Origin of the sequence: Asanoa hainanensis (assembly GCF_900188485.1) — a bacterium.
Taxonomy (GTDB): Bacteria; Actinomycetota; Actinomycetes; order Mycobacteriales; family Micromonosporaceae; genus Asanoa; species Asanoa hainanensis.
Window position 1 is genome coordinate 63,482 of record NZ_FZPH01000023.1, and the last position, 24,628, is coordinate 88,109.

The following is a 24,628-nucleotide window of genomic DNA, read 5'->3' on the forward strand; positions in this document are numbered from 1 at the left end:
GCAATGGTTGCATTGGCTGCTCTCGGCGCGGTCCGGGCGGGTCGGGGCCGCGCGCTCCGCGCCATTCGGCCATCCGGGGACACGCTCGATCGTGGAGGCGGCGGGCTCCCGACGGGCTGTCGGTCGGCCCTGCATCCATGCAATGATCGACTGCGAGTATCGACGGCCCTAGAGAAGGAGCGTCTTCGATGCGCGCACGCGACCTCGCGGCGGCCTTTCCCACCGTCGGCCTGGACACGCCGGCGATCGAGGCGGCCCGGCTGCTGGCCGGGCAGGATCTGCCGGGTCTGATCGTCGTCGACGAACGCGGCTTTCCGTCCACGGTGCTGGCCGGCACGCAGGTGCTGCGCATGGCGATACCGCAGTACTGCCAGGACGACCCGACGCTGGCCCGGGTCGTCGACGAGGCCGCGGCCGACCTGTTCCTCCGCGAGCTCGGTGACCGCACGGTCGCCGCGGCCCTGCCGCGACGCGCTCCGGATCTGGCCGTGGTCGCGCCTGACGCCACCGCTCTCGAGATCGCGGCACTGATGGCCCGCACCCGCACGCCGCTGGTGGCCGTCGTCGACGCCGACCGAACCATGCTGGGCGCGATCACGTTGGACGCGCTGCTCGATCGGATGCTCGACACGTGAGCGGCACCGCGTGGGCGGCGATCGCGATCTTCGCGGTCGCCTACGGGCTGATCGCCACGGAGAAGATCCACCGCGTCGCGGCCGCGCTCGGTGGCGCCGTCCTGATGCTGCTGATCGGCGCGACCGACGCCGAACACGCGTTCTTCTCCGAAGAGTCGGGCATCGACTGGAACGTCATCTTCCTGCTGCTCGGGATGATGCTCATCGTCTCGGTTCTCAAACGGACCGGTGCGTTCGAGTACCTGGCCATCTGGTCGGTCAAGCGCGCCCGGGGACGACCGTTCCGCGTGCTGGTCATTCTCGTGCTGGTGACCGCCGTCGCGTCGGCGATGCTCGACAACGTCACCACCGTGCTGCTCGTGGCCCCGGTGACGTTCCTGGTCTGTGAGCGGCTGAACGTCGCAGTGGCGCCGTTCCTCATCGCCGAGGCCATGGCCAGCAACATCGGTGGGACGGCGACGCTGGTCGGTGACCCGCCGAACATCATCATCGCCAGCCGCGGCGGACTGACGTACACCGACTTCCTGGTGCACCTCGCGCCCCTGGTCGTCGTCCTGCTCGTCGTCTTCGTCGCATTGTGCCGGGTGATGTTCCGACGAGCCTTCCGGTACGACCCGGCCCGGGTCGAGAAGGTGATGGCCCTGCGGGAACGTGACGCCATCCGGGACGGGCGGCTGCTTCTGATCAGCTCCGTTGTCCTGGCGCTCGTCACGATCGCGTTCGTACTGCACACCGTGCTGCACCTCGAGCCGTCCGTGGTGGCCATGGTCGGTGGTCTCGCCCTGCTCGCCCTGTCCCGGCTGGACGCCCAAGAGGTGGCGAAGGACGTCGAATGGCCGACGCTGGCCTTCTTCGCCGGCCTGTTCATCATGGTCGGCGCCCTGGTCAACACCGACGTCATCGGACGGTTGTCCGACGCGATCGCCGACGCCGTCGAAGGCAGGCTGCTGCTGGCGAGCATGGTTCTGCTCTGGGGGTCGGCGGTGCTGTCGGCGATCGTCGACAACATCCCCTACGTCGCGACGATGAGCCCGGTCGTCGCCGACCTCGTCAACGCCAACGGCGCAACCGACCAGTCGCACGTGCTGTGGTGGGCCCTCGCGCTCGGCGCCGACCTCGGCGGCAACGCCACCGCGGTCGGCGCGTCCGCGAACGTCGTCATCCTCGGCCTCGCCGAACGCGCCGGCAAACGCATCAGCTTCTGGGAGTTCACCAAGTACGGCCTGCTCGTCGCGCTCGTCACCGTCGGGGTCTCCATGCCGTACCTGTGGCTGCGGTACTTCGTGTTGATGTAGCTGCGGCTAGCGCGACTCGTACGCGTCGGGTATGCCGTCGGCGTCACTGTCGCGCTCTTCTTCGGCGCAGAGGATCCGGTAGTGGCGGTTGCGCGCCCGCAGCACGACCGCCGCGAGGGCTGCCGCGATCACCGAGCCGAGCAGGATGCCGACCTTGGCATGGTCGTCGCGCAGGGAGCCGACCCCGAAGGCGAGCTCGCCGATCAGCAGCGAGACGGTGAAGCCGACGCCGCCCAGCATGGCCAGGCCCACGACGTCCCACCAGGACAGACCGTCGGCCAGCTGGGCACGGGTGAACCGCTGGACCAGCCACGTGGAGGCGGTGATCCCGACGGTCTTGCCGACGACCAGGCCCGCCACGATGCCGATGGTCACCGGGTCGCGCACGCTGCTGATCAGGCCGCCGGCGCTCGCGACGGACACCCCGGCGGCGAAGAACGCGAACAGCGGCACCGCGATGCCGGCCGAGATCGGACGCCACCGGTGCTCGAAGTGCTCCGCCAGGCCAGGACCGGTCCCGGCCGAGCGTCGAACGACCGGCACCACGAAGGCCAGCAGGACACCCGCCACGGTCGCGTGCACTCCCGAGGCGTGCACCAGGACCCAGGTGGCACCGGCCAGCGGCAGGAGCAACCACCACGAGCGAACCCGGCGTTGCACCAGCAGCGCGAACCCGGCGAGCGGTAGCACCGCGAGCAGTAGTGGCGCCCAGGCCAAAGTGCCGCTGTAGAAAATCGCGATGATCATGATCGCGATGAGGTCGTCGACGACGGCAAGGGTCAACAGAAACGTGCGCAGTGCCGCGGGCAGATGTGTGCTGATCAGGCCCAGCACCGCCAACGCGAAGGCGATGTCGGTGGCGGTCGGCACGGCCCACCCGTCCATCGACCCGCCTCCGGACAGGCTGTTGACCAGGACGTAGATCGCCGCGGGCACGGCCACACCGCCGACGGCCGCGGCGACCGGCAGGGCGGCACGGCGCGGATCCCGCAGGTCACCGGCGACGAACTCGCGTTTGAGCTCGAGTCCCGCGACGAAGAAGAAGATGGCCAGCAGACCGTCGGCGGCCCATTCGGCGAGCGAGAGGTGCAGGTGCCACGAGGCGGGGCCGAGCTCGACGGCCGCGAGCGAGCGGTAGCCACCGGACCATGGGGAGTTCGCCCACAGCAACGCGAGGACTGCCGCGCCGAGCAGAAGGAGGCCGCCCGCCGTCTCGGTGCGGAGGATATCCCCGATGCGGGACGTCTCGGTCCAACTGCCCCGACCGAAAAGTCGATTCTGTGGTGCTTTCAGCATGCGTGCGAGCCTTCTGGTCGACAGCAACAAATGCCGACCAGACTTCCCGGCGCTCCTCCCCAAGCTTACCGGATCGACGAGAAGGCCTCGCGCTCAGTGATCCACCTTCGGCGATGTGGTGCTCGACGCCGCCGGGCGGCGCATCCAGCGTTGGCCACGGCCGAGCACGGCGGCGAGCCCGACGATCACGAGGAAGGGCCAGCCGTTCTCCCCGCCGTCGACGACGAGCAGGAAGGTCGCCGCGCCGGCGGCGGTCACCACCAACCAGGCGCGCGTGTCGGTGAGCACGGCCGATAGCACCCCGACCGTCACCGCTACCGCCAGCAGCCGCCCGGTGGTCGTCGACGCGACCACCGCGGCCGCGAGGCCGACCGCTGCGACCGCGGCGCAGCCGCCAAGAGCGGCCGGGATCACCATGACGTCGTCGTGCTGTTCGCTCGACATTGGACCAGCTTTCCGGCGGGTTGTGACAATCATTGCACATGTGCACGCGAAAGCGCGTTTCGGATCGGAGCCGGCCGGGTAGCCGCCCGCTCCCCGGAGCGGCCCCGTCGCTCCCTTCGTTCGCTGGAGGTTGCCGTGCTCACCCTGACCGACAAGGCCGTCGCCGCGATCTGCGTGCTGCTGACGCAGGACGACGTGCCCGCCGGCGCCGGGCTGCGCATCTCGTCCGACCCGTCGAAAGCGTTGCGTCTCACGCTGGCACCCGGGCCACACGCCGGCGACACCGTGATCGACCGATCCGACGCGCGGATCTTCCTTGACCCGGAGGCGACCGAGACGCTGCGTGGTTCCGCGCTCGACGCCGAGTCGGACGGCGCGGGTGGAGTGCGCTTCGCGGTCGCGCGGCCACGGTGAGCACCCGCACCGAGGTGGCGAGGCGGGCCGGGATCGTCTGCGGCGGGACCGCCGCCGCCTTGCTGGTGTGGCTGCTGGCGACGCCGGTGCTTGGCGTCGACCTGACGGTACGGGTCCCCGCCGGACTGGCCCGGTCAGCGGACCTGCCCGCTCGCGACGTGGTGGGGCCAGGCCAGGTCGCGGCGGTCGCCGCCGGGGCCGGTGTGCTCGCGTGGGCCCTTCTCGCCGGGCTCGAACGGCTTACCCGGCACGCGGCTGTCGTCTGGCTCTCGTGCGCGCTGCCCGTTCTGATCCTGTCCCTGGCCGGCCCGTTGGCGGCGACGTCGGCGGCCGGCCTGCTCGCGCTGGCCGGAATGCATCTGGCCGTGGGCGTCGTGCTCGTGCCGGGCCTGGCGCTGACGCCGCCTGCGCGGATACGCCGGGACAGCACGCCGGAGCCGGCATGACGTCTCCGTCAATCGTGCGTGCGGCGCGCGCCGCCGCCGTGGCTTGACTGGGTCACCACGTCGCGCATGGTGACCATGGCCTGGTTGAGCAACCGCGAGACGTGCATCTGTGAGATCCCCATCTCGGCCGCGATCTCCGACTGCGTGCGATCGCGCCAGAAGCGCAGCCAGACGATCCGCCGCTCGCGTGCGGGCAGCTCCGCGAGCAACGGTTCCACGGTGAGGCGCAGGTCGGCTCGAGCCAGCTCGGGGTCGTCCGCGCCCAACCGGTCCGGCCCGCTGGCCCCGACCAGGTCGGCTTCGGTCGGCCGGTCGAGCGAGGCGCAGCGGTGCACCCCCGCGTACGCCACGGCCTCGCCGACCTCGGCCACGCTGGCACCCGTCCGCCGCGCGACCTCCGTGGTGGTCGGCTCGCGTCGTAGCTCCTGAGCGAGGGACTCGCGTGCAAGGGTCAGCCTCGGGGCGAGCTCCTGCACGGACCGGGGGATCCGCAGGTCACCTGCCCGATCACGGAAATGTCGGCGCAGCTCGCCGACGATGGTCGGCACCGCGAACGCCGCGAAGACCTCGCACCGTCCCGGGTCGAACCTGTCGACGGCGTGGATGAGCCCGACGGCGGCGACCTGCGCGAGATCGTCCAGTGGCTCCCGGCCCGAGTAGTAGCGGGTCGCCAGCCGCCGGGCCATCGGCAGGTAGGTCGCGATCACGGTCTCACGTAGGCGCACCCGGCCAGGGTCGTCGGCCGGGAGACCGGCCATCGTGGTCAGGGCGTGCGTCGCGAGGTGGTTGGACTCGACGCGTTCCCGCTGCCAAGTGGCGTGCACGGGTAGGCGCGAAGGGAGCGTGGCGGATGGCATGGCTGTCTCCGGAGGTGGGTCGCCGACATCGGCGGCTGGTGGGCGGGACTCGAGGCGTCAGGGACGCCGCGGCGGTCCTCGCCCCTCCGGATGGGGGTGGTGGTCGCCGCCGGGTGCCCGGTTGTCACGGCCCCGCCGCGGCTGGCCACGCGGGTGGGACGGTGGCACGCCGTCCGGTGACAGGGCTGGCAGCACGGCCCGACCGGCAAAGGCGGCCAGGCCTGGCTCGTGGCGGACGCTCTGCGCATCACGCGGGCGCTCGTCGGCGTCGTCGTCCCCCGACGCGGTAACCGCGTCCGGCGTGCGCTGCCCGGTCGCGGCCGTACGGTCGCCAACCGCGGCGAACGGATGCTGGGGGTTGGTGGCGCGCGCCGCCGCGGAGTGCGGCAGCGCCGGGGCGAAGAGGGTCAGGACAGCGACGAGCAGACTCAGCCACCGGTACGAGGCACGCACGCTCGCCGGGCCGGCCATGCGTAAACTATTGCACAGATACACGGTTCTCCGGAACGGTGGGAGCCGTCACACCGCATTGCGGGTTGTGCCGAATGTTATCGGCTAACATTTTGCTGTGACCGTGGCACAGCCGCCCAAGCGGGCGCGCACCAGGGCGCGGATCGCCGCGCAGGCGCTGGACCTCTTCGATCGCCAGGGATACGAGGAGACGACGGTGGCCCAGATCGCGTCCGCGGCCGGCGTAACCGAGATGACCGTGTTCCGGCACTTCCCTACCAAGGAGCGTCTGGTCCTCGACGATCCGTACGACCCGGTCATCGCCGCCGCCATCTCGGCACAGCCGCGGGCACTTGCCCCGCTGGCCCGCACCGCCCGGGGGCTGCGCCGCGCGTGGCAGGACCTGCCGGAGCCCGACGGCGAGCAGGTCCGCCGCCGGGTTCGCGTCGTCGCCCGCAGCCAGAGCCTGCGCGCGTCCGCATGGCGCAACAACGCCGACACCGAGCAGATCATCGCGGAACAGCTCCGCGGTGACGGCGTCGGCGCGCTCCCGGCGCGGGTGGCCGCCAGCGCGGCCCTCGCGGCGTTGATGACAGCGCTGTACGAGTGGGCCGAGCACGACGACATCCCGCTGTCGGACGTCGTGCTCGCCGCACTGACCACCTTGGACTCCGGCGATGCCTGACCCGCGCCTGGCCGCGCACGCGCTCGTCCGGCGGTTCGCACCGGGCATCGGCGTCGCCGGCATCGACCTGGCCGTCGAAGCCGGCGAGATCCACGCCCTCGTCGGCCTCAACGGCGCAGGCAAGACCACTTTGATGCGTCTGCTGCTCGGCATGCTGCGCCCCACCGCCGGTCGCGCCCTCGTCCACGGTCGGGACGTCGCCACCGCCGGCAGCACGGTCTGGGCGAGGGTGGGCCACCTCGTCGACCACCCGCTGGTCTACCCCGAGCTCGACGGGCACACCAACCTGCGCGTCTCGGCGCGGCTGCGGGGACTACGCGGCGCCGCCGTGCGCACCGCCGCCGACCGCGTCGCCGAGGAGTTGAGGCTCACGAGCTGTCTGCGGACCACAGCCGGCACCCTGTCGCAGGGCAACCGGCAACGCCTCGGTATCGCGGCCGCACTCCTCCACGATCCCACCGCGATCGTCCTGGACGAGCCCACCAACAGCCTCGATCCGGCGGGGGTGATCCTGCTCAGGGAGAGCCTGCTGCGTCGCGCCGCGGCGGGGGCCGGCATCCTCGTCTCCAGTCACCATCTCGACGAGGTCGCCCGCATCGCCGATCGTGTCACCGTCGTCAACCACGGCCGGGTGGTCGGCGCGCTCGCACCGGACACGTCCGAGATCGAGCGGGCGTTCTTCGCCATGGTGCACGCCGACGACGAGCGGCTCTCCCGGTGAACGGCCTGCCCGCGGCGCTCACGGCCGAGGCGGTCAAGTCCGTGGCCGCCCGTGTCGTGCGTGCCGCCAGCCTGTTCATCGTCGTCGGCATCAGCGTGCTGGCCACCACCCTGACCTGGGCGGCGAACCGGGGCAACGAGCAGGTGCTCGCCCAGCTCGGCCCGGCCGCCGACCTCGCCGGCTGGGACCGCCTGCTCGGCGTCGCCGCACAGGTCACCGCAGCCGGCGCGCTGCTCGGATTCGGCGTCGTCCTCAGCTGGGCGATCGGCCGCGAGTTCGCCGACGGCACGATCGCGGGCCTCTACGGCCTACCCGTCAGCCGGGCCTCGATCGCGCTGGCCAAGCTCGTCGTCCACCTGTGCTGGACGGTGCTCGTCGGCGTCCTCCTGACCGCGGCGCTGCTGCTGGTCGGGCTCCTGCTCGGGCTCGGGCCGCTCGACAGCGCCGCCGCCAGCGGCCTGGCCAGGCAGTTCGTCCTGACCGTCCTTTCCGGAGGACTGGCGCTGCCGGCGGCGTGGGCGGCGACTCTCGGACGTGGGCTGCTGGCCGGCGTCGCCGCCACGATCGCCATCATCGTCGTCGCGCAGGTCGCCGTGGTGGCGGGATCAGGCGCCTGGCTGCCCCTGGCAGCGCCCGCCCTGTGGGCGATCCGGCCGGACTCCGTGAGCGGCGCGCAGGTGGCCCTCGCCCTGACCGTGCCGGCGCTCTTCACCCTCGCGACCGTGCGAGCGTGGCGACGGCTCGAGCTCGATCGGTGACGACAAGGTGGACACGCGATCTTGACGGGATCTTGACGCATCGGCAGAGCCGAGGTCTATGCAGCGATTGAACGAGTGTTTAATCTGATGGCATGGCATCGACGGAACGCGATCCAGAGCACCGGGGCGGCGGCGACGCCACGACCCCGGACCGGATCCGGGACGCCGCCGTCGACCGGTTCGGCCGCGACGGGTTCGGCGCCGGGCTGCGTGCGGTGGCGGCGGACGCCGGTGTGACCGCGGGCCTCGTCGTCCATCACTTCGGCTCCAAGGACGGCCTGCGCAAAGCCTGCGACGCGCACGTGCTGTCGATCGTCCGGACCGAGAAGACCAAGGTGTTGACGGACGGGTCCGCCCTCACGCTGCTAACACAGCTCGCCGGCGCCGAGCGGTTCGCACCGACCGTGCGCTACCTCGTGCGCAGCCTGCAGGCCGGCGGTGCGCTCGCCGCGGCGCTGGTCGACCAGATGATCGCCGACGCCGACGCCTATCTCGCCGCCGGTGTGGCCGCCGGCGTCGTGCGCCCGAGCCGTGACCCCGCCGCCCGCGCCCGCTACCTCGCACACCAGAACGTCGGCGCGATGCTCCTGTGGTTCGGCCTCCACCCTCCGGCGGCCGACCACGCCGCCTTCCGGGAGCAGTTCCGCCGCTACGTCGACCAGGTCACGGCACCCGCGCTCGAGCTGTTCGCCCAGGGCCTGCTCGTCGACCGGTCGATGCTCGACGACTACCTCATGTACGTGCCCGACCCGCCGACGGAAGGCCCCGCCGCGGCCGCGGCCCACTAGCCACCGTCGCCCGTCCTCGGGCACCTCCTCGCGCCGAACGCGCGACCTCTCGTACCGCATCGCTGTGTTGCCTCACCGCAGGAGCATGACGTGAACGCTGTCAACGGACCGGCCATCGAGATCGCCGGTCTGACCAAGTCCTTCGGCCGATCCCACGCGCTGGACGGCCTCGACCTCACCGTCGGAACCGGCGAGGTCCACGGCTTCCTCGGACCCAACGGGAGCGGCAAGACCACCACCATCCGCATCCTGCTCGGCCTGCTGCGTGCCGACGCCGGAACCGCCCGCATGCTTGGCCTCGACCCCTGGCAGGACGCCGTGGCCCTGCACCGGCGGCTGGCGTACGTGCCGGGCGACGTCACGCTGTGGCCCACCATCACCGGCGGTGAGGTGATCGACCTGCTCGGCCGGATGCGCGGCGGTCTCGACCGCACCCGCCGCGACGAGCTGCTCGAACGCTTCGACCTCGACCCACGCAAGAAGGCGCGGACGTACTCCAAAGGCAACCGGCAGAAGGTCGCGCTGGTCGCCGCGCTCGCGTCGCACGCCGAGCTGCTGCTGCTCGACGAGCCCACCTCCGGGCTGGACCCGCTGATGGAGGCCGAGTTCCAGCGATGCGTCGAACGCGCCAAACAGGACGGTCGCACGGTCCTACTCTCCAGCCACATCCTCGCCGAGGTCGAGGCGCTGTGCGACCGGGTCAGCATCATCCGCCTGGGCCGCACGGTGGAAACCGGCACGCTGCGCGAGCTGCGTCACCTGACCCGCACCTCGATCACGGTGGAGACGGCCCGACCGCCTGCCGGGATCGACGGGCTGCCCGGAGTGCACGACCTGGTCGTCGACGACCACCACGCCCGGTTCGATGTGGACACCGCCGAGCTGGACGCCGTGGTGCGTCTGTTGGCGCCGTTGGGCGTGCGGAGCCTGACCAGCACACCCCCGACCCTCGAGGAGATGTTCCTGCGCCACTACGGCGACGAGGAGACCAGGACTGTGCCGGCGGCGATCCGATGACCGGGTCCGGCCGGCTGCTGCGGTTCATGCTGCGCCGCGAGCGCATCGCGCTGCCCGTCTGGCTGCTCGGCGCCGCCCTGCTCGTCCTGGTCCAGTCGACCCAGAGCCAGAACCTCTACGAAACGCCCGAAGACCTCGCCAACCTCCGGCGGACCCTGGGCGGCAACACCGCGGTGATCGCCATGAGCGGTCCGGTCCGGCTCCTGGAGACCATCGGCGGCGAGGTCGCCTTCGAGATTCTCGCGTTCGTCTCGATCCTGGTCGCCCTGATGAACATGTTCCTCGTCGGCCGGCACACCCGGGCGGACGAGGAGTCGGGCCGCGCGGAGCTGGTCCGCTCGGCCAGCGTCGGGCGCGGCGCACCGCTCGCGGCCATCCTCGGCCTCGCGCTGCTGGCCAACCTCGCCGTTGCGGTGCTGCTGTTCGCCGTGACGGCCGGCACCGGCCTGCCTGTCCGGGGGTCGTTCCTGTTCGGAGCCGCTGTCGCCTTGGTCGGTCTCTTCTTCGCCGCCCTGACTGCCGTGGCAGCGCAGGTGTTCGAGAGTGTCCGCGCGGCCTACGGCGCGGTCGCGCTCGCCATCGGCGCGGCATTCGTGCTGCGGGCCGCCGGCGACGCCGGCGACGGGACCGCGTCCTGGGCGTCGCCGATCGGCTGGGCGCAACGCACGTTTCCTTACGTCGACAACCGGTGGTGGCCGCTGCTGATCCCCACGGCGGTCGCCGGCGGCCTGGCCGTGGCGGCGATGGCGTTGCTCGCGCGCCGCGACATCGGTGCCGGGTTGGTCCGACCGCGACCCGGACGCGCGCACGCGACCGCGTCATTGCGTTCGCCGCTGGCGCTGGCCTGGCGGTTGCAGCGCGGCGCGCTGGTGGGTTGGACCGTTGGCCTGTTCCTGCTGGGCGCCGCCTACGGCTCGATCGGCGACAGCATCGAGCAGTACGTGGCGGACAACCCCGAGGTGGCGGAGTTCCTACCGGGCGGGGCGGCGGACCTGGTCGACGCGTTCCAGGCGTTGACGATGGTCACCCTCGCCCTGATCGCCTCCGGCTATGCGGTGAGCGCCGCGCTGCGGGCCCGCTCCGAGGAGACCAGCGGCCGGGCCGAGCCCCTCCTGGCCACCGCGACCAGCCGCAGGGCGTGGCTGAGCAGCCACCTCAGCGTAGCCGCCGGTGGCAGCGCGCTGGTCCTGGCCGCCGCCGGTGCCGGTGAGGGCCTCGCGTACGGCCTCACCATCTGCGACCTCGGACAACTGCCCCGCCTGGTGGGGGTGGCGCTCGCATACCTGCCGGCCGTGCTGGCGATCGCCGCCGTCGCAGCGCTCGGCATCGGCTGGCTGCCCCGCGCGGCCGCCGTGGTGGCCTGGACGGCGGTCGCGTATTGTGCCGTGATCGCCCTGTTCGGCGACTCGTTCGACCTTCCCGCCTGGGTGCAGCGGGGCTCCCCGTTCGCGCACACCCCGCAGGCGCCGGTCGAGACCCTGACCGCGCTGCCGATCGTGGCCGTGGCGGCCGTCGCGGCCGCGCTCGCCCTGGGCGGTTACGTCGGACTGCGCCGTCGGGACGTGGGCTACTGACGTCGCACCGGTGGTGCCCTCATGGGGGGAACGAGGGCACCACCGGCGGTCCGGTATCGAACTGGCGGCACACGGCGAAGTGCACTCCGCTGGTGCCGCCCGCCTCGGCGTCCAGCGCCCGGCCCAGCAGTGCCTGTGCGGCGTCGGGCTCGACGAACACGCGGGCACCGTCGCGGTCGATCACCGAGTCCCCGGCGCGGGGCTGCGGCGTGAAGCTCAAGCGCAGCCGACGATGTGGATCAGTCGAGATCCGCAGGCCCGTACCGGCGGGCACACCGTCCTGGGCAAGCAGCACGGAGATCGCCGAGAGCGCCTGGTCGGTGATGGTCACCACGAGCCGAGCACCTCGTCGAGGGCACCCGTCTGGAGCTTTTCCCGTACGCGCGGCTCGGGATCGGAGACGACGAGCCGCGCGTGGCTCGCGGCGGCGAGATCATGGCCGTCCCGCAGCGCCTCGATGCCGGCATCGTCGATGTCCGGCACCGCGCGCAGGTCCACCACAATGCGCTCCGGACGGGTGGCAGCGAGAACGGCGATGACCCGGTCGCGGAGCAGCTGGGCATCGGTGGACCGGAACTCGCCCTGCGGTGCGATGGCGATGGTCATCGACGGGTCGGAAACACGATGAGTGGTTATCACGAGGGTCATGACGTCTCCGTCCGGATCAGGAGGCTGGTCGCCTCGGGGATGGGAGCATGTCGGCCTCTAGATTTCCCCGCGTTCATGGCGATCGGCGATCGGAAATCCAGCAGTCTGATGACAGCTCCGCGTCGGGCGGCCCGACGGCCCTCACATCGGCCAGTACTTGGCCAAGCGGTGTTCGGCCCGTTTCGGATCGACGTGGTCGGCGTCCACCTGGATCTGGTACGCGTCGGCGCGAAGGCCAACGGCATGGGCGAGGTCGTTGCCTGTTGTACGCACCCGGTGCCGCACGTAGCCGACGACGGCCCCGATTGCGCCTCCGATCGCCGCGCCGGACAGGATGACGTACGCGGCTGTCGGCGGCAGCGCGTCGGTGAGCCCGAGAAAGGCACCGAGCAGAGCTCCGATCGCCGCTCCCAGCGCCGCGGTGCGACCACTCGCGCCCCAAGCGACGAGGCGACCGGTGGCCGGCACGGGATTGAGGCCGCGACCGACGATCGTGACGTCCTCGTCCGAAACGCCGAGCTCGTGCAGGTGCTCGGTCGCCTGTTCGGCGGCGACATACGTCGGATAGTGAGCGACGGTGCGAAAGGTCGGAGCGCCATCCGGAACCCAGGAGGGTTGAGCGTGCGTTGCCGTGCCGCGGTGACGGTCGATGGTCGTCATGGGTTTACTCCTCTCGTCATGCGTCGTGCCTGTCCTAGGTTTTCCCGCCGAAGTGGCGAGATCTCTGCGGACCCATGACGAGGCCATGACATCGGCCGCGAGACCGAACGCCTGTCTGAGGTAGTGGACAGGGATGCTCAGCCCGAGCGTTCGGCCGCGAGGCTGGCCGCCCCGAACGAGACCGAGAACCGCTTGCACCAGATCGCCACGCTCGTCAGCTGTTCGAGGTTCGTGCCGGCCGGGATGGCGTACCGCTGGTCGCCCTTGTTGCCCTTGAGCTTGCCGAGTTCCAGGCTGGCCCCGTCGTCGAAGACGCGCCACCCCCCAACACCGGGCCGCACCGGCTGATCGGACAGCCACACCCGCAGGTCCGGGCCGTTGGAGGTGGCCAGATCGACCAGCTCCAGCACGTGGGATCCGTCTACACCGCGCACAATGCGGGCGACCCCGCTGGTGTCGTGTTCGTGGCTGATGAACTGTCCCTGCCGCACAACCGCCGGCCGGGCGGACGCGGGCTCCGACTCCAGGGTCGCCGGCGGTGACGCCGAGGACGGCGGCGCTACGGCCAACGTTTCGTTGACCTCGCGGTCGGTGACGAGCTTCCACGGCTGGAACCAGTAGAGGCCTGCGCCGATGCCGAACATCAGCACCACCGCCGTGATCCAGACCAGCGGCATACGCAACAGACGTGCGATCATGCCTCTAGTACACCGCACCTCTGTCCCCGAAATCCCTTACCGAAGTGTGACGGCGGGAGCGCTCAGGCAGACCCGAGGCGTGCCGACTCCGACCAGCGGCGCCACCACTCCGCCTCGGATGGCTCGCCGGTCGCGGACACGACCGCGCGCACCGCCCGAGGCAGGTCGAGATCCGGACCGTACGGCTCGATCAGTTCCCGGAGCTCGGCGGCGCGGCGACGCATCACCTCACCGATGAGTTCTTTTCCGGCGTCGGTCAGACCGAGCCGGATGGTGCGGCGGTCGTGTTCGGCGTGGTGGCGCTGCACCAGGTCGCGCCGGACCAGCCGGTCCGACGTCCGAGTGATGGTCGACGGGTGTAACCCCAGCTCGGTGGCGAGGTCGACCGGGCGCTGCGGGCCGCGGCCGGCGAGCACGACGAGCATCCGGTATTGCGGGAGCGTGACGTCGGTGTCGAGCGCCGCCAGGGTCCGCGCGGTCAGGCCGACCAGCACGCGGGACAACGCCAGCAGGTCGTCGACCAGTGCGTCCACGGCGCCGCCCCGATTGATCGTCTCAGCCATGGCCACCGGCCCATGCTCGCATACCGGGTTCCTTCCTCGGCTGGCCCCACCGGCGGCAACGGACGAACCGGACCAGGTTATTTGTACGCGTACATGCTACGCTCCGGCAGCGCTCCGGCGCTCAGGACACTCGTGCGTCGCCCACGAGGAGGTTGCCACGATGCCGATCGACAGCGCGTCCGCAGGCGTCGACACTGCCCGAATCCGGCTGGTGGGCGAGTTCGACGGGGCGAACGCCGGCCTGCTGCACGACGAGGTTCTCGCCCTGCTGTCCCGAATCCGGCTGAGCCGGATCGTCGTCGACATGCACCTGGTCACGCTGGCCGATTCGACGGCGTTGGGCACGCTGGTCTCCTGCCATCGGGCGGCCGCCGCCGCCGGGGCGGTGCTGACGATCGAGGCGCCGTCGCCCTTCGTGCGCCGGGTGCTGTGGGTCTCTGGCCTGCAGGGCCTGTTCGGCCTGGCGCCGCCGGCGGTCGTGGCCTCACCTCGCGCCTGACTCCGGGCCCGCGCACTGCGCGCAGTGGTGCACGCCGAAGGGGTGCGGCTCGCCACGCCAGCCCGCGCCGACGGCCACCGGCCACAGCACGTACCAGTCCCGCAGGTGCACCGCCGCGGAGAGCGCGCTCTCGCACTCGTCGCACACGAGCACGACCGCCGCGGGCACGCCGGGCGATGGCCGGGACCGCATGCTCATCGGCTGATTCTTGCATATGTACATCTTCCGGCGACCGCGAACCAAAGGATTTCGAACGGCCTCCACCCATCGCGTCGTCAGATCATTCCCGGGAAGTCCGCCATCCCGTACGGTGTCCTTCGCCGGACCGCTCACCGGCACCACTGCCGGCGAAGGGTTCGCATCGATGACGCTGCTGCTGGTGTTCGCCGGGGTGCTGTTGTTCGCCGTCCTGGTGTCCGCGCTGGCCAACCGCACGGTGCTCTCGACCGCGGTGGTCTTCCTCGTCGCGGGCTTCCTGGCCGGTGAGGGAGCATTCGGATGGCTGTCGATCAAACCGGACACGCCGATCGTCACCACCCTGGCGGAGCTGGCCCTGTTCGCGGTCCTGTTCAGTGACGGCATGCGGGTCGGCTGGTCCGACCTTCGCGCGGCGTGGCGGTTGCCCGGGCGGGCGCTGGGCTGGGGGCTGCCGCTCACCCTGGGCCTGACCGCGCTGGTCGCGCATTTTCTCCTCGGCCTCGGCTGGGCCGAGTCGCTGCTGATCGGCGCGGTGCTCGCGCCCACCGACCCCGTGTTCGCCGCCGCTCTGGTCGGCAACGAACGGGTACCGGCCCGATTGCGTCAGCTGCTCAACGTCGAGTCCGGCGTCAACGACGGGTTGGCGCTGCCCTTCGTGGTGGTGTTCCTCGCGGTCGCGGCCGGGACCGATGATCTCCATCTGGGCTCGCTCGGGCTCGAGCTCCTGCTGGGCATCGCGATCGGTGTCGTGGTGCCGTGGCTGGCGCTGCGGCTGGAGCAAAGCCGATTCTTCGCCGCGTCGACGCAGTACCTACCGCTCAACGCGGTGGCCATCGGCCTGCTCGTGCTCGCGCTCGGCAAAGTTACGCACGGCAACCTCTTTCTGGCCGCATTCGCCGCGGGCATGACCGTCGCGTCCTTCGGCCCACGCCAGCGTGAGGCCTTCGAGGAGTTCGGCGAGCTCGTCGCGGAGCTGTTCAAGTTGGCCGCGCTGCTGGTCTTCGGCGCTCTGTTGACGCCGGCGTTGCTCGGCGACATCGGCTGGCAAGGGTGGCTGTTCGTGCTGTTCGCCATCATCGTCGCGCGCCCCGTGGCGCTGTGGGTGTCGTTCCTGGGCGCCCGCCTGACCGCGCGCGAGCAGCTCGCCGCGATGTGGTTCGGCCCCAAGGGCTTCGCGTCCGTCGTCTATGGACTGCTGGTACTCACGTCAGGCATCGCCGCCGCTTTCACAATCTTCGAGATCGTCGCGGCGGCGATCGTCCTGTCCATCCTGCTGCACTCCTCCACCGACGTGGTCGTCGCCCGCGGCTTCGACGACCCCGCGGAAGCGCCCGCGTGGCACGGCCCGCTGCGTCGGCTCGGCATCGGAAAGCGACATGCCGACCCCGAGCACGAAGGTCATGAATAAGGCGCGTACGCAAGACGGCCGATCGTGCCCGGTGAACGCCTGGCTGATCGGCCGTGGCATCAAAGAGTTGACGTAGGGCGCGGTCGGACCAGCGACCGCACCCGCCACGCCACCGCCACGGCCCACGCCGCGATCAGCGTGACCAACAGGCGCTGCAGCAGGCCCGAGAACGAGCCCTGCTCACCGCCCTGGGCGAGCAGCAGGCTCACCGCCCCGGTGGCAGGCAGTCCCGACCATGGCGTGAACCGGCACGCGATCACCTCGACGACCGGTACGCGAGCAGGCAGAGCCCTGATCGCCACGGCAGGTGTGGCTCTGCTCCTGGCGGGACTGTTCGGCACGGACCGGTTGGACGGCGCCATCGACTGGGAGTCGTTGAGCGCCCGCGGTGCCGTGCATCTGTTGGCCGTGACGGTTTCGTGCAGATCGGCGACCGCGGCTGACACGTCGACTCGTGGTGCGTTCATCCATGCCCTCCGTTCGTCAGCGGCGACGAGGCGACTCCACCGAGATCCGGTTCGCGACGTCGAACACCCCTTCGACCCGCCACGCCGCGTCCCCGGCGACCTGACGCGTGTGGGCCGACGGGACAACCCCGTCGAGGATCACGACGCGGTTCTGCACCTCGACGAGGATCTCGCCGCCGGCGAGGTGGGGATCCGCGGAGAGCTCGTCCATCACGGCGAGCGCCAGCAGATCGTCGTGGCTGGAAGGACCGCGGCCGCTGGGCCGTCGGAACCAGGGGTCGCCGGGCATGGGCGGCGGGTACGGAAAGATCACGTTCTCTCCCGGGATCGCGGCACCGCTGGCATGGGAATCGCCGCGAGCGCCCTGTCGGTCACGGTCAACACAGTCGCGGCCTCCGTCGGCGATGAGCGACTTCCGGTTGTCACTCAAGGGGCCGGGCGGCTACCCGGATCGCCACGATGTCAAACCAACGACCCGCCGCAGCCGCCTTATCGGATGTGGCTCCTACGCGACGTGCACGGGTACAAGTACCCAGCTGTCGCCTGAAGCATCCGCCTGCGGCATTCTTGGGCGCATGGACGACGAGCCCAGGACCACTCATTGGGAGAACTGGACCGCAGGCCCGCTGACCGCCTTGGCGGTCCTGTTCATCGTGGTCTACGCCGTGCCGATCCTGCGACCGGACCTCTCACCGGGGTGGCGCGTTGCCTGTGAGGTCGCCAACGTCGTGATCTGGGCGCTGTTCGGCGTCGACTACGTCGCCCGGCTGGCGTTGAGCACCAACCGCCGGCGGTTCATGCGGACAAACCTGTTCGACCTCGCGGTGTTGGTGCTGCCCGTCCTTCGCCCGCTACGGATGCTACGGCTGGTCACGGCGCTGATGGTGCTCAATCGGCGCACCGAGCGGTGGACCCGCGGCCGGCTCGCCCTCTATGTCGGCGCCAGCACCGTCATGCTCGTCATGGTGGCCGGCCTGGCGGTCCTCGACGCCGAACGGGGAAGCCCGAACAGCAACATCGAGAGCTACCCGCAGGCGCTGTGGTGGGGCGTCGTGACGATCACGACGGTGGGCTACGGCGACCACTATCCGGCGACGGCCGCCGGGCGTCTCGTCGCGCTCGGGCTGATGATCGGCGGCATCGGATTGATTGGTTTCGTGACCGGCTCGCTGGCGAGCTGGATCGTGGAACGCGTATCCGCCGCTGATCGACCCAGCGAGGCGACCAAAGAGGACATCGACGCGGTGCTGGCCGAGCTGCGCACGCTGCGGGCCGAGGTCGCCGCGCTGCGGACCGGCGCCGCGCCCGCTCCGCGGTACCCCGACGGGTCGCTGCCAGAGCCGGCGGCACCCGCCGCTGAGCCCGGATAGCCGGCCCGTCGCTGCTCACCGGTGGTGCCCCCGCAGGGGGAAGGAGGGCACCACCGGCGGTCCGGTCACGACGCGGCGATCAGACGGGTACCCGGATCAGGTTGCAGACGTCGAAGACGCCGGCTACCCGCCAGGCAGAGTCGCCGGCGTGGGTACGCGTGGCCCGTGTCGATGCGTACCCGCCGAGCAGCACGACGCGGTTCTGCACCGCGACCTGGATCTCGGCCGCCACCAGCACGGGATCGGCGGACAACCGGGCGACGACCGCGTTGGCCAGGGCCAGATCCGCCGCGTGGCCGTCCGGCCCCGGCGTTTGACTCCTCGAACCATCGTCGGGGAAGGCGGTGTCGTACATGGGCGCGAAGAGCCTTCCGGCGTGGGGGTGGGCCTACTGTGATGATCCTGGTTGCGGGAGCCGCCCCGCCCGGCACCGCGAACCGCTGGCACGCCAGGCAGGACAGGCCCGCTCATCCGGCGTCGGGGCGCGCGGGCCGCCTCGTCGCCCGTTCGACTTAATCTCGCCGGACGTTGCCAGTCTCGGTTCCGGACATGGCGGTAACCGCGCGGTGCCATGACGGTCTCATGACGAGATCAGTGGACGCCGGCCACCCAACGGCGGCGCGCGCACGCGACGGGTCGGCGGTCAGCGTGGCTACCGCGATCACCTCAGCGCCCGTCACCCCGGCCCGGGCCGACCTCGATGACGGTTTTCCCGCGGACGCGCCCCAGTTCCAGGTCCTCCAGAGCGTGGCGTGCGTGATCGAGGCGGTAAGTGCGCTCGACCGCAGGGACAAGGCCGTCGACCAGCGCACGGCGGAGTTGGTCCAGCCGCGCCGACGTCACCGACGAGATGAAGGTCGTCAGCTTTTGCGGGCTCCACGGTGACAGGGCCACCGCGCGCAGTTGGCGACCGACGCCGCCCGTCCACCGGCCGCCCCCCTCGCCGCCGACGATAACCAGCGTCCCGTCCCGGGCCAGCGCTCGGCGAAGTCTGGGAACAGGGATGCGGCCGCCGGCATCGAGAATCACGTTGTAGCGAACCGCCCCGTCAGTGGCGTCGGCGCTGGCGTAGTCGACGGCATGGCAAGCACCGAGGGACCGGACCAGGTCAAGCTTCGGAGCGCTGGCCACCCCGGTGACCTCCGCGCCCGCCGACGTGGCCAGTTGGACAGCGAAGCTGCCGACACCGCCGGAAGCACCCAGGACGAGCACCCGCTGGCCGGATCTGACTTCTGCGATCCCATGCACGGCCTGCAAGGCGGCCAGTCCGGACGTCGGCGCGGCAGCAGCCCTCGCGAAGGACAGGGTGGCCGGCTTGGTGACGAGCCGGTCGGCACGCGCGCACGCGTACTCGGCGAATGTTCCGCTTCCGACCCCCAGCACGACATCGCCGACCGCCAGATGCGTCACAGCACGCCCGACGGCTGCCACCCGGCCCGCGACGTCCATGCCCAGAATTGGTTGGTGTGGGCGCCCCAGCCCGAATCCAGCCATGCGTAGCAGGTAAGGCAGCCCGGTCGCCACGTGCCAGACCCCCCGGTCCAGTCCGGCCGCGCGCACCTCGATCAGCACCTCGTCCTTGGCCGGCGCCGGCACGGGCACCGTCCGCACCTCGACCTGGCTGATCGGTCCGTAGCGGTCGCGCGCGACAGCCCGCATACGAGGCGGGATAGGCGTGGCGAACAGGCGTGGGTCTGTCGAGCCGTCCATCGAACCTCCCTCCGACCCTCCCGGCGGAGGTGACCGCCGGGACGCGCGTCGACTACCGTTCCCGGGCGGTTCTCAAACACACTCCGACCGGCCGGGCCCGGCATGGCTCCGCAGGGTCGGGTCGACGCGGTAGCGCTGGCGGTCGGTTCGAGGGTTTCGCCGTCAGCCCTTGCGGGTAGCCGCCCGTCCGCGCGTCGGGCGGACGCCGTCCGGCCGGATCGGTGATCGAGGCGCTCGGCGTCGTCGGTGGCGGCGTCAGCCTGCGCCACACCCGGAAGCAGCGGAGGGTAGACAATGCGGCGCCTTCTCGTCTTCGTCGCGGCCGGGCTCATCGCAGCCCTGCCCTCACGGGTTCCGGTCGAATCGATTGACGATTTCATCGACAGCGAGATGCGTGTTTCCGGCGTCCCTGGCCTCGCCTACGCCGCTGTTGCCGATGGCAGGACCACATCGGTCGGCGTGCGTGGTGTGGCCAGACGCGGAGACGACCGCAAAATTACACCGGACACGCCCTTCCTGACGGGCTCGATCACCAAGAGCTTCACCGCGCTGGCAGTGATGCAGCTCGTCGAAGCGGACAAGTTGAATGTGGACGCCGAGGTTTCCCACTATCTCGACGGTTTCTCGGGCCAGCCCTCGGGCGCCGTCACGATCCGGCAGCTCTTGAGTCACACGAGCGGTTTCTCCACGCTGCAAGGGAACGCCCCGCATACCGACATCTCCGAACGACCGGACGAGCTCGCACGCCGGGTCGACCGGCTTGCCGACGTGGTTCCGGTCCACCCGCCCGGTGAGAGGTGGGAGTATTCGAACACCAACTACCAGATCCTCGGCCGCCTGGTCGAAGTCGTGAGCGGCCAGCAATACCAAGACTACGTCGCGCTCAACATCCTGAAGCCGATCGGCATGACGCACAGCTTCGTCGCCGACGGCGAAGTTCATGAATCCATGGCGACCGGGCACCGACCGTGGTTCGGCACCAAGATATCGCTGCCCGACAACAGGACCGAGCGGGGCACGGCTCCCCAGGGGGGAATCGTCGCGAGCGCCGGCGACCTGGCACTCTACCTGCGAATGATGATGAACGGCGAGAACGATGTGTTGAGCGCCGAAGGGAAAGCGCAGATGATGCGTCCAGCCGGCGAAACGTCGCCGTTCTACGGCCTTGGCTGGTTTGTCGACCCCGCCGACGGCCGCGTCTGGCACTCCGGGACAAGCCCCGGTTTCGAATCGATCGCGACCATGATTCCCGGACGGAGGACGGGCGTGGTCGTGCTGGTCAACGGCGGCAGCGGAATGGGGTTCGGCGAGACGAGCCACCTGCGCGATGGCATCACCGCGGCGGCGATCGGCCTGGACTACGGGGATGAGGGGTCACGGTGGCCGCGGAAAGCCTTGTTCATCGCTCTGGTGCTCCTGCCGGTCAGCTACCTTCTCAGCATGATGTGGGCGTGGGTCCACCGCGCGGAACTTCGCGCCAAGACGGGCAGGCTCGGCTGGTTCAGCCTGCTTTTTCCGCTGCTGACCACCGCTGTCGCGGCATGGGTCATCCTTAGCCTGATGCCAAGCCTGCTCGGCTCGCCGCTGGGCACGATCCGTCAGTTCCAGCCGGACGTCGGCTTGGCGCTCCTCACGTCCGCGGTGACCGGCGTGCTGTGGGCCGGCTTCAGACTCGCGGTCGCCCGGATCAGTGGCCACCCGCCACCGCGGTTGTCACGCAACTGACACACCGCAGCGCAACCTCCGCCACACCTGTCCACCACGCTGGCACGAGACGAGGATCGGAGCCGAAGGAGAAGCGGATGGGGGCGACGACGCGACAGGCGACCTGCACGGTACCGCTGGTCCACGTCGCCGTCTCTGCGCCGCCTGTTGACCATCGCGCGCGCGGCGCAGGTGCTGGACATCGACGAGGACGAGATGACATGACATGACCGCCGTACCGAGCTCTACCGGGACGACGATCGACGTGATCTGCGACAGCTGCGGCGTCGTCGTTACCGCCACGAACACCTGCGTACACGACGAGGATCTGGTCTGGACGGTGCTCATCGAGATCGGTTGGGCGGGATCACCGTTCGCCGCCGGCCGGCACAGCTGCACCCGGTGCGCGACCATGGCTCCCGGTCGAGTCACCGACGCCCCGACGGCCGGGCAGGAGCGTTTCTCTCCGGCTCGCTTCGGGGTGCACAGCGAGTCCGACGTCGTCGTGGTCGCCGCGAACGGTGACATCGACACGCAGACGAGCCACGAGCTGCAGGCCCTGCTCAGTGCCCCGATCGCCGCGGGCCGACCGGTGATACTCGATCTCGAGGGCGTCAACCTCGTGGACTCGGCGGCCCTCGGTGTGCTGGTGCGGGCGCGGCAGGAGGCCAGACGACGCCACGTGCCGCTGTGCCTCGCGGCGCCGTCGCGGTTCCTGCTCACCGTCCTGCACACGATGCGCCTCCGGCACGCCTTCCCCATCTTCGGGGACCGCGCGAGCGCCCTCTCCGCGCTGGCGGGCGAAAGGTCGGGCTCACCGGCCCGCACCGCGCGGTCCTTGCCGGTGAACACGTCATGACACCTGATCCAGGTGCCGGTTTGATCCGCGGCGCCGCCCGGCACCAACCGCCGGGGTGCGGGACCATTGAGCCATGATCGGACGTGCGGTCTTCCCCGTCGAACCCTGGTCGGTCCGTGAGCCCGCCCTGCACCCGAATCTCCTGGCCCAGACCGAGTCGGTGTTCGCGCTCTCCAACGGCCACATCGGTCTGCGCGGCAACCTGGACGAAGGTGAGCCCCATGTCATCCCGGGTACGTATCTGAACTCGTTCTTCGAGGAGCGGCCGTTGCCGTACGCCGAGGGCGGCTACGGATATCCCGAACAGGGGCAGACCGTCGTCGACGTCACCGACGGCAAAATCCTCCGCCTGGTGGTCGACGACGAGCCCTTCGACGTCCGGTACGGCGAACTGGTCGCCCATCAGCGGGTTCTCGACCTGCGCGCCGGCCTCCTCCGCCGCGACGTCGAGTGGATATCGCCGACCGGCAAGCCCGTCCGGGTGCGGTCGACCCGCATGGTCTCGTTCACGCAGCGCGCGGTCGCTGCCGTCGAGTACGAGGTCGAGGCGATCGACGACGAAGTGATGATCCGCGTGCAGTCCGGTCTGGTCGCCAACGAGCAACAGCCGCGAGTGTCCGACGACCCACGGGTGGCCGCCGCCCTCGACCGGCCGCTGGTGGCGGTCGACCAGGACCAGGAGCAGCACGGTGCGATCCTGCTGCACCGCACCCGCACCAGCGGGTTGCTGATGGTGGCCGCGATGGACCACATCGTGGAGGCACCCGGCCGCTTCGACGAGGAGACCGACGTGCGGCCGGACTGGGCGCGCACCACGATCACCTGCGTGCTACGGCCGGGCGAGCGGTTGAGGGTGCTGAAGTTCCTCGGCTACGGCTGGAGCTCACGCCGATCGCCGCAGGCGCTGCGCGACCAGGCCGCCGCCGCCGTCAGTGGTGCCCGGCACACGGGTTGGGACGGGTTGGTCGCCGCACAGCGTGGCTACCTCGACGAGTTCTGGGATGCCGCCGACGTCGAGGTCGACGGCGATCCCGTGCTGCAACAGGCGGTGCGGTTCGCCCTCTTCCACGTGCTCCAGGCCGGGGCGCGGGCGGAACGCCGGGCGATTCCGAGCAAGGGACTGACGGGACCGGGATACGACGGCCACGCGTTCTGGGACACCGAAGGCTTCTCGCTGCCGCTGCTGACATACACGGTGCCGGATGCCGCCGCCAACGCGTTGCGCTGGCGGTTCGCCACCCTGCCGAGGGCCAAGGAACGGGCGGCGACCCTCGGACTGGCCGGTGCCGCGTTCCCGTGGCGCACCATCCGCGGCGAGGAATGCTCCGGCTACTGGCCGGCCGGCACGGCCGCGATGCACCTCAACGCGGTCATCGCCCACGCGCTGGAGCGGTACCGGGTGGTCACCGGCGACCTGACTCTCGACCGTGAGTGCGGCACGGAACTCCTCGTCGAGACCGCCCGGCTGTGGGCCTCGCTCGGCCACCACGACCTGGACGGCAGGTGGCACATCGACAAGGTCACCGGTCCCGACGAATACAGCGCGGTCGCTGACGACAACGTCTTCACCAACCTCATGGCTGCCCGCAACCTGCGCGCCGCCCTCGGCGCCTGTGCCCGGAACGACGACGTCGCAGAGCGGCTCGGAGTGACCGACACCGAGCGCACCGCGTGGAGACGTGCCGCCGACGCCGTGTACGTCCCGTACGACGAAGTCCTGGGCGTGCACCCACAGTCCGAGGGTTTCACCCGGTACGCGCCGTGGGACTTCGACGGCTCACCGGATCGACACCCCCTCCTCCTGCACGTCCCCTACTTCAGGCTCTATCGCAGCCAGATCGTCAAACAGGCCGACCTCGTGCTCGCCATGCATTGGTGCCCGGACGCGTTCACGGCCGAGCAGAAGGCCCGAAACGTCGACTACTACGAGCGCATCACCGTGCGGGACTCCTCACTCTCCGCGTGCACGCAGGCGGTGATGTGCGCCGAGGTCGGGCACCTCGAGCTGGCACACGACTACGCGTACGAGGCGGCGCTCGTCGACCTGAGAGACGTGCACCGCAACACCGGCGACGGTCTGCACATGGCATCGCTCGCGGGCACCTGGTCCACCCTGGTCGAGGGTTTCGGTGGTCTGCGCGAACACGACGAACTCCTGGCGCTGGACCCACGGCTGCCGGCTGGGATCGACCGGCTGGCGTTCCGGCTGCGCCGCCGCGGGACGCGCCTGCTGGTCGAGGTCGACCACCGGACCGTGCGGTGCACCGTCCGGAACGATGACGGCGAACCCCTGAAGCTGTGCCTGTACGACGAGCTCGTCGAAGTCCGTCCGGAGGCGCCCGTCGAGCGTCGTGTCGTGTCGATGACGCCGTCGCTCCCCCCTCCAGGTCAGCCGCCAGGGCGCTCGCCTCGACCGCACGGAGCCGCCGTGCGGTGACGACCGGTCAGTCGCCGCAGGTTTGGG

At 70.6% G+C, this 24,628-nt stretch carries 30 protein-coding genes; 16 read left to right on the forward strand and 14 right to left on the reverse strand.

Annotated features, from left to right (window positions below; translation table 11 throughout):
* Positions 1-188: 188 nt before the first annotated feature.
* Positions 189-635 (forward strand): CBS domain-containing protein, encoded by a 447-nt coding sequence (locus CHC05_RS36380; RefSeq protein WP_089255186.1) that lies wholly within the window; start codon positions 189-191, stop codon positions 633-635.
* Positions 632-1,930: an ArsB/NhaD family transporter gene (locus tag CHC05_RS36385; protein WP_089255187.1), complete on the forward strand. Its 1,299-nt coding sequence runs from the start codon at positions 632-634 to the stop codon at positions 1,928-1,930. Before CHC05_RS36380 ends, CHC05_RS36385 begins: the two co-directional genes overlap by 4 nt.
* Before the next feature lie 6 nt (positions 1,931-1,936).
* On the opposite strand, the gene nhaA is transcribed toward CHC05_RS36385, so the two are convergent.
* Both nhaA and CHC05_RS36395 read right to left on the reverse strand, forming a co-directional pair.
* Entirely contained in the window at positions 1,937-3,226 is a 1,290-nt protein-coding gene (gene nhaA / locus CHC05_RS36390) for a Na+/H+ antiporter NhaA (RefSeq protein WP_089255188.1), read from the reverse strand.
* A gap of 93 nt (positions 3,227-3,319) precedes the next feature.
* Positions 3,320-3,670 (reverse strand): hypothetical protein, encoded by a 351-nt coding sequence (locus tag CHC05_RS36395; protein ID WP_089255189.1) that lies wholly within the window; start codon positions 3,668-3,670, stop codon positions 3,320-3,322.
* Positions 3,671-3,805: 135 nt separating this feature from the next.
* Here CHC05_RS36395 and CHC05_RS36400 point away from each other — a divergent pair, with 135 nt between their 5' ends.
* Entirely contained in the window at positions 3,806-4,084 is a 279-nt protein-coding gene (locus CHC05_RS36400; RefSeq protein WP_089255190.1) for a hypothetical protein, read from the forward strand.
* Positions 4,081-4,530: a DUF6069 family protein gene (locus tag CHC05_RS36405; protein WP_089255191.1), complete on the forward strand. Its 450-nt coding sequence runs from the start codon at positions 4,081-4,083 to the stop codon at positions 4,528-4,530. Before CHC05_RS36400 ends, CHC05_RS36405 begins: the two co-directional genes overlap by 4 nt.
* An 8-nt stretch (positions 4,531-4,538) precedes the next feature.
* On the opposite strand, the gene CHC05_RS36410 is transcribed toward CHC05_RS36405, so the two are convergent.
* The gene (locus tag CHC05_RS36410; protein WP_089255192.1) at positions 4,539-5,387 is read right to left on the reverse strand and encodes a sigma-70 family RNA polymerase sigma factor; all 849 of its coding nucleotides are present in this window, start codon (positions 5,385-5,387) and stop codon (positions 4,539-4,541) included.
* A 57-nt stretch (positions 5,388-5,444) separates the two neighbouring features.
* Positions 5,445-5,858, reverse strand: coding sequence for a hypothetical protein (locus CHC05_RS41880; RefSeq protein ID WP_179266537.1), 414 nt, complete (start codon positions 5,856-5,858; stop codon positions 5,445-5,447).
* Positions 5,859-5,955: 97 nt separating this feature from the next.
* On the opposite strand from CHC05_RS41880, the gene CHC05_RS36420 reads away from it, so the two are divergent.
* From CHC05_RS36420 to CHC05_RS36445, 6 genes are all read left to right on the forward strand, one after another.
* Positions 5,956-6,522: a TetR/AcrR family transcriptional regulator gene (locus CHC05_RS36420; protein ID WP_218824792.1), complete on the forward strand. Its 567-nt coding sequence runs from the start codon at positions 5,956-5,958 to the stop codon at positions 6,520-6,522.
* Positions 6,515-7,243, forward strand: a complete 729-nt coding sequence (locus CHC05_RS36425; RefSeq protein ID WP_089255194.1) for an ABC transporter ATP-binding protein — start codon at positions 6,515-6,517, stop codon at positions 7,241-7,243. Before CHC05_RS36420 ends, CHC05_RS36425 begins: the two co-directional genes overlap by 8 nt.
* The gene (locus CHC05_RS36430; RefSeq protein ID WP_089255195.1) at positions 7,240-8,001 is read left to right on the forward strand and encodes an ABC transporter permease; all 762 of its coding nucleotides are present in this window, start codon (positions 7,240-7,242) and stop codon (positions 7,999-8,001) included. The genes CHC05_RS36425 and CHC05_RS36430 overlap by 4 nt, the downstream gene beginning before the upstream one ends.
* A gap of 92 nt (positions 8,002-8,093) precedes the next feature.
* On the forward strand, positions 8,094-8,789 hold the full coding sequence (locus CHC05_RS36435; protein WP_089255196.1) for a TetR/AcrR family transcriptional regulator: 696 nt from the start codon (positions 8,094-8,096) through the stop codon (positions 8,787-8,789).
* A gap of 90 nt (positions 8,790-8,879) precedes the next feature.
* Positions 8,880-9,806, forward strand: coding sequence for an ABC transporter ATP-binding protein (locus CHC05_RS36440; protein WP_089255197.1), 927 nt, complete (start codon positions 8,880-8,882; stop codon positions 9,804-9,806).
* On the forward strand, positions 9,803-11,380 hold the full coding sequence (locus CHC05_RS36445; protein ID WP_089255198.1) for an ABC transporter permease: 1,578 nt from the start codon (positions 9,803-9,805) through the stop codon (positions 11,378-11,380). The genes CHC05_RS36440 and CHC05_RS36445 overlap by 4 nt, the downstream gene beginning before the upstream one ends.
* Before the next feature lie 19 nt (positions 11,381-11,399).
* On the opposite strand, the gene CHC05_RS36450 is transcribed toward CHC05_RS36445, so the two are convergent.
* The 5 genes from CHC05_RS36450 to CHC05_RS36470 all read right to left on the reverse strand — a co-directional run bounded on the left by CHC05_RS36450 (position 11,400) and on the right by CHC05_RS36470 (position 13,949).
* The gene (locus tag CHC05_RS36450) at positions 11,400-11,714 is read right to left on the reverse strand and encodes a HesB/IscA family protein (RefSeq protein WP_089255199.1); all 315 of its coding nucleotides are present in this window, start codon (positions 11,712-11,714) and stop codon (positions 11,400-11,402) included.
* Complete coding sequence (locus CHC05_RS36455; RefSeq protein WP_089255200.1) at positions 11,708-12,028, reverse strand: STAS domain-containing protein; 321 nt, start codon at positions 12,026-12,028, stop codon at positions 11,708-11,710. The genes CHC05_RS36450 and CHC05_RS36455 overlap by 7 nt, the downstream gene beginning before the upstream one ends.
* A gap of 141 nt (positions 12,029-12,169) precedes the next feature.
* Complete coding sequence (locus CHC05_RS36460) at positions 12,170-12,688, reverse strand: hypothetical protein (RefSeq protein WP_089255201.1); 519 nt, start codon at positions 12,686-12,688, stop codon at positions 12,170-12,172.
* Between the two features lie 137 nt (positions 12,689-12,825).
* Entirely contained in the window at positions 12,826-13,386 is a 561-nt protein-coding gene (locus CHC05_RS36465) for a DM13 domain-containing protein (RefSeq protein WP_089255202.1), read from the reverse strand.
* 62 nt (positions 13,387-13,448) lie between these two features.
* Complete coding sequence (locus CHC05_RS36470; RefSeq protein WP_089255239.1) at positions 13,449-13,949, reverse strand: MarR family winged helix-turn-helix transcriptional regulator; 501 nt, start codon at positions 13,947-13,949, stop codon at positions 13,449-13,451.
* Between the two features lie 160 nt (positions 13,950-14,109).
* Between CHC05_RS36470 and CHC05_RS36475 the strand changes: the two genes are divergently transcribed.
* A complete protein-coding gene (locus tag CHC05_RS36475; RefSeq protein ID WP_179266538.1) occupies positions 14,110-14,448 on the forward strand; it encodes an STAS domain-containing protein in 339 nt (112 codons plus the stop codon).
* Here CHC05_RS36475 and CHC05_RS36480 read toward each other — a convergent pair.
* Positions 14,434-14,646 (reverse strand): hypothetical protein, encoded by a 213-nt coding sequence (locus CHC05_RS36480; RefSeq protein WP_144022931.1) that lies wholly within the window; start codon positions 14,644-14,646, stop codon positions 14,434-14,436. The two genes, CHC05_RS36475 and CHC05_RS36480, sit on opposite strands and share 15 nt — an antisense overlap.
* Positions 14,647-14,812: 166 nt before the next feature.
* Here CHC05_RS36480 and CHC05_RS36485 point away from each other — a divergent pair, with 166 nt between their 5' ends.
* Positions 14,813-16,054: a cation:proton antiporter gene (locus CHC05_RS36485; protein WP_089255240.1), complete on the forward strand. Its 1,242-nt coding sequence runs from the start codon at positions 14,813-14,815 to the stop codon at positions 16,052-16,054.
* A gap of 59 nt (positions 16,055-16,113) precedes the next feature.
* Here CHC05_RS36485 and CHC05_RS36490 read toward each other — a convergent pair whose 3' ends face one another.
* Positions 16,114-16,521: a hypothetical protein gene (locus tag CHC05_RS36490; RefSeq protein WP_089255205.1), complete on the reverse strand. Its 408-nt coding sequence runs from the start codon at positions 16,519-16,521 to the stop codon at positions 16,114-16,116.
* 16 nt (positions 16,522-16,537) lie between these two features.
* Positions 16,538-16,834, reverse strand: a complete 297-nt coding sequence (locus tag CHC05_RS36495) for a BON domain-containing protein (protein ID WP_144022932.1) — start codon at positions 16,832-16,834, stop codon at positions 16,538-16,540.
* Positions 16,835-17,096: 262 nt separating this feature from the next.
* Here CHC05_RS36495 and CHC05_RS36500 point away from each other — a divergent pair, with 262 nt between their 5' ends.
* Positions 17,097-17,891: a potassium channel family protein gene (locus CHC05_RS36500; protein ID WP_089255207.1), complete on the forward strand. Its 795-nt coding sequence runs from the start codon at positions 17,097-17,099 to the stop codon at positions 17,889-17,891.
* A gap of 79 nt (positions 17,892-17,970) precedes the next feature.
* Here the strand turns inward: CHC05_RS36500 and CHC05_RS36505 are convergent, their stop codons facing one another.
* Together CHC05_RS36505 and CHC05_RS36510 are read right to left on the reverse strand one after the other, a co-directional pair.
* Entirely contained in the window at positions 17,971-18,246 is a 276-nt protein-coding gene (locus CHC05_RS36505) for a BON domain-containing protein (RefSeq protein ID WP_089255208.1), read from the reverse strand.
* Between the two features lie 311 nt (positions 18,247-18,557).
* Positions 18,558-19,601, reverse strand: a complete 1,044-nt coding sequence (locus tag CHC05_RS36510; protein ID WP_218824793.1) for an NAD(P)-dependent alcohol dehydrogenase — start codon at positions 19,599-19,601, stop codon at positions 18,558-18,560.
* Positions 19,602-19,895: 294 nt separating this feature from the next.
* On the opposite strand from CHC05_RS36510, the gene CHC05_RS36515 reads away from it, so the two are divergent.
* The 3 genes from CHC05_RS36515 to CHC05_RS36525 all read left to right on the forward strand — a co-directional run bounded on the left by CHC05_RS36515 (position 19,896) and on the right by CHC05_RS36525 (position 24,601).
* Complete coding sequence (locus CHC05_RS36515) at positions 19,896-21,326, forward strand: serine hydrolase domain-containing protein (RefSeq protein WP_089255210.1); 1,431 nt, start codon at positions 19,896-19,898, stop codon at positions 21,324-21,326.
* Positions 21,327-21,531: 205 nt separating this feature from the next.
* Positions 21,532-22,164 carry an STAS domain-containing protein gene (locus CHC05_RS36520; RefSeq protein ID WP_089255211.1) on the forward strand — a complete coding sequence of 211 codons (633 nt, stop codon included), beginning with the start codon at positions 21,532-21,534 and terminating at the stop codon, positions 22,162-22,164.
* Positions 22,165-22,237: 73 nt separating this feature from the next.
* Positions 22,238-24,601, forward strand: coding sequence for a glycoside hydrolase family 65 protein (locus tag CHC05_RS36525; protein WP_089255212.1), 2,364 nt, complete (start codon positions 22,238-22,240; stop codon positions 24,599-24,601).
* Positions 24,602-24,628 lie beyond the last annotated feature (27 nt).